At 37.3% G+C, this 10,820-nt stretch carries 12 protein-coding genes; 10 read left to right on the top strand and 2 right to left on the bottom strand.

Annotated features, from left to right (window positions below):
- Window positions 1–118: 118 nt before the first annotated feature.
- From AC1WHX_RS07005 to AC1WHX_RS06995, 3 genes are all read left to right on the top strand, one after another.
- On the top strand, window positions 119–1,258 hold the full coding sequence (locus AC1WHX_RS07005) for an OmpA family protein (RefSeq protein WP_122338217.1): 1,140 nt from the start codon (window positions 119–121) through the stop codon (window positions 1,256–1,258).
- A 174-nt stretch (window positions 1,259–1,432) separates the two neighbouring features.
- On the top strand, window positions 1,433–2,059 hold the full coding sequence (locus tag AC1WHX_RS07000) for an ABC transporter ATP-binding protein (RefSeq protein WP_122338226.1): 627 nt from the start codon (window positions 1,433–1,435) through the stop codon (window positions 2,057–2,059).
- Window positions 2,056–2,832, top strand: a complete 777-nt coding sequence (locus AC1WHX_RS06995; protein WP_022599852.1) for an ABC transporter permease — start codon at window positions 2,056–2,058, stop codon at window positions 2,830–2,832. The genes AC1WHX_RS07000 and AC1WHX_RS06995 overlap by 4 nt, the downstream gene beginning before the upstream one ends.
- 44 nt (window positions 2,833–2,876) lie before the next feature.
- Here AC1WHX_RS06995 and AC1WHX_RS06990 read toward each other — a convergent pair whose 3' ends face one another.
- A complete protein-coding gene (locus AC1WHX_RS06990; protein WP_022391031.1) occupies window positions 2,877–3,596 on the bottom strand; it encodes a LexA family transcriptional regulator in 720 nt (239 codons plus the stop codon).
- Window positions 3,597–3,985: 389 nt separating this feature from the next.
- Between AC1WHX_RS06990 and AC1WHX_RS06985 the strand changes: the two genes are divergently transcribed.
- From AC1WHX_RS06985 to AC1WHX_RS06955, 7 genes are all read left to right on the top strand, one after another.
- Window positions 3,986–4,144: a hypothetical protein gene (locus AC1WHX_RS06985; protein WP_195595642.1), complete on the top strand. Its 159-nt coding sequence runs from the start codon at window positions 3,986–3,988 to the stop codon at window positions 4,142–4,144.
- A gap of 41 nt (window positions 4,145–4,185) precedes the next feature.
- Window positions 4,186–4,620, top strand: a complete 435-nt coding sequence (locus tag AC1WHX_RS06980; protein ID WP_302545127.1) for a hypothetical protein — start codon at window positions 4,186–4,188, stop codon at window positions 4,618–4,620.
- A gap of 322 nt (window positions 4,621–4,942) precedes the next feature.
- Window positions 4,943–5,491, top strand: coding sequence for a hypothetical protein (locus tag AC1WHX_RS06975; RefSeq protein ID WP_022391034.1), 549 nt, complete (start codon window positions 4,943–4,945; stop codon window positions 5,489–5,491).
- Window positions 5,492–5,618: 127 nt separating this feature from the next.
- Window positions 5,619–6,032: a hypothetical protein gene (locus AC1WHX_RS06970; protein ID WP_122304197.1), complete on the top strand. Its 414-nt coding sequence runs from the start codon at window positions 5,619–5,621 to the stop codon at window positions 6,030–6,032.
- A 38-nt stretch (window positions 6,033–6,070) separates the two neighbouring features.
- On the top strand, window positions 6,071–6,223 hold the full coding sequence (locus tag AC1WHX_RS06965; RefSeq protein ID WP_195595633.1) for a hypothetical protein: 153 nt from the start codon (window positions 6,071–6,073) through the stop codon (window positions 6,221–6,223).
- Window position 6,224: 1 nt separating this feature from the next.
- Window positions 6,225–9,821 (top strand): coiled-coil domain-containing protein, encoded by a 3,597-nt coding sequence (locus AC1WHX_RS06960; RefSeq protein WP_303116924.1) that lies wholly within the window; start codon window positions 6,225–6,227, stop codon window positions 9,819–9,821.
- Window position 9,822: 1 nt separating this feature from the next.
- Window positions 9,823–10,245: a hypothetical protein gene (locus AC1WHX_RS06955; RefSeq protein ID WP_122338324.1), complete on the top strand. Its 423-nt coding sequence runs from the start codon at window positions 9,823–9,825 to the stop codon at window positions 10,243–10,245.
- A gap of 36 nt (window positions 10,246–10,281) precedes the next feature.
- Here the strand turns inward: AC1WHX_RS06955 and AC1WHX_RS06950 are convergent, their stop codons facing one another.
- Window positions 10,282–10,761: a hypothetical protein gene (locus tag AC1WHX_RS06950; RefSeq protein ID WP_147412171.1), complete on the bottom strand. Its 480-nt coding sequence runs from the start codon at window positions 10,759–10,761 to the stop codon at window positions 10,282–10,284.
- Between the last annotated feature and the right edge of the window lie 59 nt (window positions 10,762–10,820).

Here is a 10,820-nt window from a genome sequence, read left to right as displayed (position 1 = left end):
GATGATAGTCTATTAAGATTGCTATTTAGCGGGAAGTGCGTCTTCGGTTATTTAAAAGTCAAAAAATAAAATCCAAGATATAATAATTTTATCGAGTTATCTATTAATATTTTTAATTATGAAAAAGTCTATTATCTTATCAGCATTTGTGATAAGCGCGTTTGCAGCAAATGCTCAGACTGACCAGACTGCTCTCCAAGGTACTAAAATAGGAGATAATTGGTCTATAGAACTCAAAGCGGGTATGGTAACCCCTTTGACTCACAGTTCTTTTTTTAAAGATGCCCGTCCGACTTTCGGACTTGGAGTAACTAAACAATTAACTCCGATTTTCGGAATGGAGTTTCAGGGTATGGGGTATATAAATACGACAGATAGTAAAAATGCTATCGATGCTTCTGACGTCAGTTTGTTGAACAAATTTAATTTGATGAATCTGTTCGGAGGCTATCCCGGTACTCCCCGTTTATTCGAAATTGAAGCGGTGGCCGGTATCGGTTGGATGCATTATTATGTAAACGGTTCTGATGACGATAATTCTTGGTCTACCCGTTTCGGGTTGAATCTGAATTTTAATTTCGGAGAAACGAAAGCTTGGACTTTAGGGATTAAACCCGCTATTGTATATGATATGGAGGGTGATTTTAATAGAGCAAAAAGCCGCTTTAATGCAAATAATGCATTTTTTGAATTGACAGCCGGGGCAACTTATCATTTTAAAGGTAGTAATGGAAAGCACCATTTTACGAAGGTCAGAGCTTATAATCAGACCGAAATCGATCAATTGAACGCTTCTATTAATAATCTTCGTACACAAGTAAACGAGAAAAACAGTGTCGTAAACAATGCAAATCAAAAGATCGGTATGTTACAGCAAGAGTTGGCCGATTGTCGCAATCGTCCTGTAAAAGTAGAAACTGTGGTAGAAACCAGCCGTATTCCGGAATCTATCATTACCTTCCGACAGGGCAGATCGACAGTTGACGCTTCGCAATTACCTAATGTAGAGCGAGTCGCCGTTTATATGAAAAAGCATGCCGAGGCAAATGTGATTATCAAAGGTTATGCATCTCCTGAAGGAAATCTCGAATTCAATAAGAAGCTGGCTCAGGCTCGGGCTGAAGCAGTAAAGAACATTCTTGTGAAAAAATATAAGATCAATGCAAATCGCATTACGGCAGAAGGACAAGGAATCGGAGATATGTTTACAGATCCGGATTGGAATCGGGTAAGTATCTGTTCTATCGTAGAGCCTTGATCGGTTTCATTGAAAATGAAATCATCGGTTACTTTTTTGAAATTACTCCTCGTATTTAAGGATACGGGGAGTTTTTTATTCTTGAAATGTATTTTGAAAGGAGGCTTGTCAATCTTATATTGATGAAAATATCAGGATGAATTATCTTTGTATTCTTAAAAAGAAAAGATGCGGATGATTTTATTTAAAGATGTGACATTCATCTATGACGAGAAACCTCTGATGACTCATTTTTCGGATGAGGTATCTTCAGGCGAAAAGGTTGTCGTTTATGGTGCTTCGGGAACGGGAAAAAGTACTTTATTGAGTAGTATTGCAGGGTTGGTGCAGCCCGATGAAGGTGAAATATGGGTTGGCGGACAATTGCTTACCGGTGCTACTGTATCGGATATTCGTCGTCTTATAGCTTGGGTACCTCAGGAGTTTACTTTACCCTATGACACTGTAAAGGAATGTGTGTTTGCGCCTTTCATACTCCGGCAAAATAGGAATAAAATACCGGCAGAGCAAACCGTTTTAAATATATTCGGGCATTTGGGACTGGAGCAGGAGATATATACAAAACATCTTGTCGAGATTTCCGGAGGGCAACGTCAGCGAGTTATGATCGCTATTGCGGTCTTATTGGATAAACCGCTTTTGTTATTGGATGAGCCTACGTCGGCTTTAGATTCTGATTCTATTGAAAAGCTGATCGTATTCTTGAAATCTTATAAGAGTATGACAATGGTTGCCGTATCGCATGACGAGCGATTTATCCAGGCGTTTGATCGCAGCATAAAAATAGGAGAAGAAAGATGAACGGAATTGTCGATATCGGTTGGGGCAGCATGTGCCTCGGTTTTTTATTATTGTTGATACCTGTGACGGCATTGGCCTATTATCGTACGGGATTGGTCAAGGATACGCTCATTGCGGCAAGTCGGATGACTTTACAATTGTTTTTGATCGGTTTTTATTTGGAATATTTGTTTACATGGAATTCGGCATGGATCAATTTGTTGTGGGTGATTGTTATGATTTGTGTAGCTTCGTGGACGGTATTGGGGCGGACTAAATTACCGGTAAAGCAGCTCTTTATCCCGGTAATAGTTGCGTTTTTTTGTTCTATCTGTATTATAGATGTCTATTTCTTAGGAATAATTATAAAGTTAGATCATCTGTTCGAAGCACGTTATTTTGTTCCTGTCAGCGGTATGATACTCGGCAATATGCTTTCGGCCAATGTTATAGCTCTTAATGTCTTTTATGGAAGTCTTGACCGAGAACGCCAGCTTTATTTTTATTTATTGGCAAACGGGGCGACACGAGGTGAAGCGACAGCGCCGTTTATGCGTGAAGCGTTGATAAAATCATTTAATCCGACTATTGCATCGATGGCTGTCATGGGGTTGGTTGCTTTACCGGGGACTATGACCGGTCAGATACTGGGCGGAAGCAGTCCCAATGTCGCGATCAAATACCAGATTATGCTTATGATTACGATCTTTTCTTCGTCATTAATATCTGTCTTATTGACACTTTGGGCAGCTAAACGCCGTTCGTTCGATAGCTGGGGGATTAAAAGATTCTGAAAAATATATATGTTTGTTTATTGATTTGGTCAGGTATATTTATATTATCTTCTTGTGCTTCGATCCACTATTTTAATTACGTTATATAATTCATATACTTCATTCAAGCTCAATTCGAAGTCATTGTACATGGGATTTAACGGATGGCATTTAATGATACCGGCTTCCGTATCATGTTCAATGATACGCTTTATGGTGACACCGTCTTTATGAATGATTATGAAATCCCAGTCATTGATGTGTAGCTTACATTTCCAGAATTCCTGTTTTACTTCCCTCCCGAGTACGATGTCTTTATCGCAAATGGCATCTCGGGTTCCGTCATCCATGCTGTCGCCATCGACTTCGAAACACCTGTATCTCCCATGATATGTTCTGTCGACAATAACCGGTATGGTAGGTAAGGTGTCTATATATTCTGTGTCTCCATATCCTGTTAAGTAACCTGCGGATGCCCGTACCGGGATTAACGGAACATTCATGAAATTTGTGGCCGGAATGATTTTTGCGTCATTATTACACAAAATATCGCACTCGTCTATTGAACCGTTTAACCTATTGCCTTCTCCTGTAAGCATCCAATGTAAATTATATTTAGGAAAAGCTTTGGCTATTTTTTCACATGTACTGCGTGATGGTGAGCGTTTTTCATTGATGATGCGTGTGATCGTGACATTATTGGTCATGCCTATGGCCTTGCTGAAAGAATTTTTGTTTAGTCCTTCTTCTTCCATAATAGTTTGTATTCTTCTCCATGCTTCCATCGTAAAAAAAAACTAACTGTTTTGTTAAATATTGGTAATATACTAACTATTTATACCTATATGTTTGTATTTATGCTAACTGTTAGTATATTTGTGCTAACAATTACAAATATAGGTATTAACTGTAAATAAAACAATTCTAAGAGCCTGTTTTAATTTTGCTTTGGTCAGGTTTGAGAGTTTCTTTCGAGGATATTTTTCTGTTTTTAGGAGGAGGATAACGGGCTGTCTGACGAGGGAAAACGGGAAGATAGACCGGAAGAAAGCGCAAAAATGACCTGATAATATTTTTCTATTGGAAAATTTAGACAGGCTCTAAGTCGAGATTATGATAAAAAAAAATTTTTTGAGGTCTGTTTCGACAGTTATTTTATGAAGGAGGATAATTAATGGAAAGACAGAAAATGAAGTTTTTGTATCGGAAAGCATGGGATGCGGCCCTTGATGTCGATTTTATAACCGAGCAATGGGAGTTTGATTTATATGTGAAATCCTTGTATTCCGCCATGCTTTGGGGAAAAGGTTTTAAGGGTGAAGAGCCTATTTGATATGGATAGTTGTAAATATTTATTTTTTAATACTGTGATATATGTTTAGCGAGATTTCCGAATTAGAAACTATACGAGAACAAAAGTCTCGTTTATCTGCTCGTGAATGGGAGTTGACAACACCGGTTCTATCAGATGTCGGTTTTATTTCGACAATATATGAATGGTTCAAAGATCTCTTGAAAGATCGGGAGAAGAGTCGCAGGTTGCTGTTCGAAGACCGGGAAAAATTTGTGTTTATCATACTGCGTTTATACTCTATCGAAAGTCTTGCCGGTGGTCGCATAGCTAATGGTGTGCGAGAAGCAATTGCTCAGGTACTTGGACTCAAATCTCATAATTCTGTTTCGAACTTTTCCCGGAAATTGGCTTTTCGGTATAAAAATTATCGGGATTTCAGAAAAGATGTGGATTTTTTATATGGTGAAATAGAAAATCGGCTAAAATACTTTCAAAAAGAAAATAATCGTATTTAGTAATTTTTTTAATATGTTGATTATTAGATTATTATTGATATATGTTCGGTTACGTAGTAAATAGAAATCATATTTTGATTGACATTTGTCGTATTGTCATTTTAGAAGATATCAAAAATTTTATTTCATACCGATCTACTGTTAATTTTGCTTCACGAAAAAGAAAAAGATCAGGATAAAAATTCTTAGTTCCTTAAGATAAATAACCTTTATTAATGAGGTGTTTACATGGATATGTCTATATTCTGAATCTATGAAATTTTGAATCTTGTATCTTTTTTAATAATAAATATTATCTATAAACATTAAAATTTAATTTATTATGGCAGAGAAAAAAGTGATGGCTGTTGGTATTAAACAGCTTTGGTATGCAGATCCTATTGCAACAGTAGCTTCATCCGAGACCGGTTTGTCGGCCGCAGAGGTGAAAACCGCGAAAGCCTCGGCAAAAGAGGTGTTGAATGTTCATCAAGACACATGGAACTATGAAGAGGCGGAAGCGACAATTACCCGTTACAAAAATCAACTGACCGGTAATACTTATCGAGAAACCAAGCAGGCCGGAGATGTTGTCGTTAATTTTACCATCGGTGAATACGATTTTACCACGAAGCAGGATTTGCAAGGAGGTAATGCTACCGATACTAAATGGGGAAGAACCGCTTCTGACGAGATGATCTATAAATGCATTATCGCTAAAACTTTGGATGATGTGTATGTGGTCTTTCCTAAAGCTTCTATTTCGGGTCGTGGTGCTAATACTGACGGTGCTGTGGGTTTGGCAGTTTCGGCTACGGCTATTGAGCCGGGAGTTGACGGGCTTGAAATCGAGGCTTGGTTCAACGGTTCGGAGATCGATGCGGCTGAATAATGCGGTATAGGAATGATTTGGCTGGAAAAGGGTGGGCGTAACTGCCCGCCTTTTTTATTTTTTAGATATGTTGAGGTTGTAGATAGTAGAAAAAGTTCAAGAAGATATTAGAAATGTTTTTTGAGATATGAATGAAGCGGCAAAGTTGGTTACGGATGCAGTAATCGGAAATCGTTATAAAACGATAGTGGCGGGGAGGAAAGTGTATACAATCTATTCTCCGTGTATAAAAGTGATATGTCGGGCTTTGAATGAGTTTTCGCATATAGAATTACCGGGTAGTGATACGATGATCGGTTTTTTATCGGGAATAGGAGAAATAACTCCTTACCTTGTGAGGGGTGTTGCGGCGTTGATTGCCGGGAATGTCGATAATTGGGAACAGGAGCGAGACCGTATTGCCGCAGAGCTGGAAGAAGCGACTCCGGAAGAGCTGAAAGATGCAATAGAAATTTCGATAAGTCTGATGAACGGCAGGGATTTTTTCGCCTGTGCCGCCTTGACGATGAACGTAGCGACAATGGCGGCAAAACAGAGGTAAACGGTAACTGTACGGCAATCGGGCAGATTGCTACTTTTATGGAAACTTTGCATCTTACTTATAAAGAAGTGCTTGAAATCCCTTATGAGAATCTTTTGCTTATGCAGAAAGATAAACTGCATGCGGTATATGGGACTAAGATAGAACATAAATCGGGTAAAGAAATATTGAAATATAAAAAAAGAAAATAATATGGCAAATACATCGATAACAGAGTTTGGGGGATATGAAGATGAAATAAATGCCCTGAACAAGAAAATTGAAGAACTGGAGACAAAACTAAAAAGTCTGAAACATACTATGGAGACCCTTAAAAGCAGTGATTTGGGTATGGTGGGATTGATGTCTCAGTTCAATGAATATAAGGATCAGATCGATCTTACGATCCGGAAGATACAGGAGATGAAGCAGATTCAGATAGATCAAGTGGAGGATATTGGTATAGAGATGAAAAAGTTTGCGACTTCGCAGACTTTTGATCCGATCTTTAAATCGATAAATGAGAATTTGTCTTCAGTAGTTGAGAAAGTCGATAAAATGAGAGAAGTAGATAAGAATCTTTCAATTGATGGGCAGGCGACAGTTTCATTATGGAAACAACTTGGAAAGTCTTTATTTAGTTGGCAATCTATATTGACTGTCGGTATTCCTCTCTTAATAGATTATAAGGATAAGATTGTAGATTGGGGAAGAGGTATTTTGGGCATTACAGATGTTTTGAAGGATGTTAAGAAGTATAATTCTGAATTAAATAACAGTATTGTTTCGGAACAACTTCAGATTGACATTTTATTTGAAAAATTAAAAAATGCAGAAATCGGTTCTATTGAATATAAAAAGGCAAAAGACATTATTATTAATAGTTATGGCAAATATTTAGATGGCTTGAATGCAGAAGTAAGAAGTCTTAGCGATGTTGAGACAGCTTATAAGGCTGTATCTGAAGCGGCAATGGAGTCTGCTAAAGTTCGGGCTGTAGCAACTGCTACAAAAAGTGCATCTGATAAATATGCAGATTTATATACGGCTCGTATAAAAGATATTAGGAATTTGTTTTTACAAAAATATGGAAATAAGGGAGAGGGTTTTTTTGAAACGTTTGTCGAACAGTTCGACTTTGGGAAAAATGTCAACTTTTCGAAAGGAATGAATGTTTTGATCGAAAAGTTTAATATGCCTGAGATGGGTGCTATGTTTGGAGGAAAAGCATATGTAAAGAGTATAAGTAATAAATTGAAGTCTCTGATCGACGATATTGTTGATGGCCGAAAAGTTATGGAAAAGGAGATTGATTATATCAATAAATCTTTTGGATTATTAGGTGTTCAGAACTCTTTTGGAGCGGCTGAAAAAGAATATAAAGGTATTACGGATTCTGTGGATACAGCTTTGAAAGAAATAAAGAGATTAAAAAGTGAGATTCAAGATATCCGGGATGAAAAGGTGACATTTAGCAGTGAAGATGAGGCTCTTGCAGCAATAAAGGAGAAAGAAAAAGAAATAGAAAAATTTCATTCGGTTTTAAAGGCGTTTACGGGAACATCCTATGCTGAAAGACCAGAGAAAAATTTACCGAAACAGTTAACTGAAGTGGAGAATGAATATGTTGTTGAGAATCCTGATAGAAGTGAAAATACGAGAGTAATTGATAAACAGAGGGCTGATGCGAAAGAACTTTTTGCTGACCTTTTAAAAAAGTATCAAGATTTTACTGCACAAAGAGAAGATATTGAACGTACTTATAATGAGGATATAAAATTCTTAGAGAAGCAACGGACAAGCGATAATTCTGATATTATAGATCGAGCTATAGCTCAGGCGAAAAAGGAGAAGAGAGATGATTTATCGGCTTTGAGCTTTAATGAATTTAAGGAAGAACTGAACTTTTCGGATACTTTTAAAAATCTGAACAAGATTTCTATAGAAAGTATCGATTCTCTTTTGCAGAAGATGGAAAGGTTGAAGGGGGCAGCTGCACAAAATCTGAATGCTGATAATTTGAATGAGTATATGGAAGCTTTGAATAAACTGAGGGCGGAATCATTGGATAGGCAAAATAATTGGACTCAGATTTTTGGAGGTATTCCGGAACTTATTGAGCAGCGTATTCGACTTCAGCAAGAATATAATAAGGCGGAAGAGTGGGCAATAGAGGCCACGGAGAAAAAGAGAAACGTAGAATTAGAATTGGCTATTGCTACAGAAAACTTAAATAGCTATGTGGAAAGATTGACGGGAGAACAGACCGATTTGAATGCGATGACGGATGAATATATTGAACAATTAATCCGGCAAAAAGGTATTGAGAGCGGATTAGCAGAGGAACAGATTGTGGAAAATATTCAAAGTTTTAAAGATTCTGTTTCGGATGTTCGTTTATTGGCGGATAGTTTTTCTGCAGCAGGTAGAGAGTCTGAGGTAGCCTCTGATATGTTTAAAAAAGCGGGAGATGCATTGACCGTTTTTCGACAGAATACGGGCAATAGTATTTCTATTGCAGATATGGGAATAAAAGGTGTACGGCAGACGGTTCAAGGTATCCAGCAAGTTACGGTTTCTTTTAAAGAGATGCTTGAAGCTGTTGGAAATGAGACTTCCATAGATACAGGGATTGGGAAATTCGGAGAGTTCATGAATCTGGTATCTGAATTTTCTCAACATGCAGGGAATGCATGGGAAAATTTGAAAAGCGGAAATATTGTTGGGGCTGTAGGTGAAACAATATCCGGCATTGTTTCGCTTATAAAAAATATAGCTCAATGGAAAGACAAGAAAAAAGAACTGAATATTGAGAAAATGCAGGATCAAATCGATTCCCTTTCATTAGCGTATGATCATCTTGGCAATTCTTTGGAAAAAGCTTTTGGAGGTAGTGCTAAAAATTTGCTTGAAGAGCAAAATCGGTTGCTTGAACAACAAAAAACTCTTGTTCAAAATCAGATGAAAGAGGAAGAGTCGAAAAAATATACAGATGATGATCGAATTAAGGAGATGCGGGAACAAATATATGAGTTAGATCGAACAATTGAGGATAATAAAGATCGAATTATTGAGGCAATATTTGGTGAGGATGTCCAAAGTGCTATTAGTAATTTTGCTGATGCTTATGTAAATGCTTGGTCTGCAGGAGAGGATAAGGCTGCTTCTTTGAAAGATGTATTGGATAATATGGTTAGAAATGCTGTTGTTAAAATGATAGAAGATGATATGTCTAAAGGTGTTGAAGGTGTTATGGAAAAGATCTCTTCTGCTTTGTATGGAAGTACAGATAAGAGGGAAAATAGGGGGAGAATACGGTATAATGTTAGTAGTGGAGATAAAAAAATAGATGAGAAAGAGTGGAATAGCATAACTTCGGATTTAGATACTTTGTATGAATATCTTGAAAAACAATATTCAGATCCATGGTTCGATAAAATACTTTCAGGAGGTGAAGAGGTGACTTCTCAGGGAAGTAATAAGAGCGGCTTCGAAACAATGAGCCAAGATACCGGAGCGGAGTTGAACGGTCGCTTTACCGCCTTGCAGATTTCCGGAGAGAATATCTTGTTACAGACGGGAGCACAGACCGAGTTGATCGGCCTGTTGAATACGAATGTCGGAGATATCCGGGTCGATCTTTGGGATATGCGGAATATAGCTGACGAGGTGCGTACGATACAGGTAAATTCTTATCTTGAATTGCAGGAAATCCGTCAGAATACAGGATCTATAATAAAACCTATCCAAAAAATAGCGCAAGATATAGAAGAGGTAAAAATGAATACAAAAAGTTTAATAATGCATTGATATGGAAACATTAGAGACGATAATGGCAAAGGCTGCCTTATTGGGAGCATGTGATAAGGTTAGTAAGGTTACAGATTGGGAAGGACTTGTAAAATTATTCTTTTCTTCACAAGGTCGGGAGTTTTGCAAGACAAAAAATTTCCCTTCTTTATTAACTTTCAGGGATATTAGGGATAAAGTATTGGATTATGGTATTTGGATCGATTCCGGTACGATTGTTTGTAAAGACCTGCCGGAGGTTGCGTTAGTAGGTGATACGGATGCGACGTTAATCTATACGGATAATACGAAAGTTCATAAAGTCGTACTTATGTATGGTTCAAAAGTTCATATAAAAGCTTCGAGTTATGTAGTCGTGTTGTTAGATAACATGGGGAATTGTGATGTGGAGATAGAGAAAGATGCATCTGCTATTATCCTGTAAAAGTTTTCCTAATATTGAGAATTTATAGCTCTTTAATTAAAGGGCTATAAATTGATACCGATACTTACCTTCTCGATTTAGTATCAAATCATAAGAGTTGCTGTTTTTCGAATTTATAGAGATTTCTTTATATCCGTAATAATCGATCCATTGTCCATCGGGACTGAAATGGACGAATACCATATATCTTCCGTTTTTTACATTATCGAATGTATAGATTCCGGAAGTATTGGGGGAACTGCTATATAGTGGTGCAGGCGTACTCCCGTCGGGAAGTGTGATCCGATACATTTTTTTTAGACTTTGCCTTGATTGGTCTTTATCAAATTTTGCAGCTGTTGAATAATCATAAATGACAACCAATGAGGGGGACGCTATGGTTTTACCTAAATGGGGGCTTGTAGGATATTGATAGAAAGTGTTGATCATAAGAGTTTGCTCATCGTTGTCTTTCGAACAACCAGAAAAAACGAGTAAAAGAGATATTATAAATGTGAAGTGAACGAAATTTTTCATATTCTATATATTTAAGAATGTTAATGTACAAAAATAGTGAGTAATATTGATAAATGCAA

The sequence above is a fragment of the Coprobacter sp. genome, from assembly GCF_982436375.1.
Note: the sequence above shows the minus strand (reverse complement) of the source record. Positions and strands in the feature narration are given on the sequence as shown.

Coding starts and splice junctions, on each gene's coding strand:
- AC1WHX_RS07005 (WP_122338217.1), top strand. CDS start 119: ATGAAAAAGTCTATTATCTTATCAGCATTTGTGATAAGCGCGTTTGCA.
- AC1WHX_RS07000 (WP_122338226.1), top strand. CDS start 1,433: ATGATTTTATTTAAAGATGTGACATTCATCTATGACGAGAAACCTCTG.
- AC1WHX_RS06995 (WP_022599852.1), top strand. CDS start 2,056: ATGAACGGAATTGTCGATATCGGTTGGGGCAGCATGTGCCTCGGTTTT.
- AC1WHX_RS06990 (WP_022391031.1), bottom strand. CDS start 3,596: ATGGAAGCATGGAGAAGAATACAAACTATTATGGAAGAAGAAGGACTA.
- AC1WHX_RS06985 (WP_195595642.1), top strand. CDS start 3,986: ATGGAAAGACAGAAAATGAAGTTTTTGTATCGGAAAGCATGGGATGCG.
- AC1WHX_RS06980 (WP_302545127.1), top strand. CDS start 4,186: ATGTTTAGCGAGATTTCCGAATTAGAAACTATACGAGAACAAAAGTCT.
- AC1WHX_RS06975 (WP_022391034.1), top strand. CDS start 4,943: ATGGCAGAGAAAAAAGTGATGGCTGTTGGTATTAAACAGCTTTGGTAT.
- AC1WHX_RS06970 (WP_122304197.1), top strand. CDS start 5,619: ATGAATGAAGCGGCAAAGTTGGTTACGGATGCAGTAATCGGAAATCGT.
- AC1WHX_RS06965 (WP_195595633.1), top strand. CDS start 6,071: ATGGAAACTTTGCATCTTACTTATAAAGAAGTGCTTGAAATCCCTTAT.
- AC1WHX_RS06960 (WP_303116924.1), top strand. CDS start 6,225: ATGGCAAATACATCGATAACAGAGTTTGGGGGATATGAAGATGAAATA.
- AC1WHX_RS06955 (WP_122338324.1), top strand. CDS start 9,823: ATGGAAACATTAGAGACGATAATGGCAAAGGCTGCCTTATTGGGAGCA.
- AC1WHX_RS06950 (WP_147412171.1), bottom strand. CDS start 10,761: ATGAAAAATTTCGTTCACTTCACATTTATAATATCTCTTTTACTCGTT.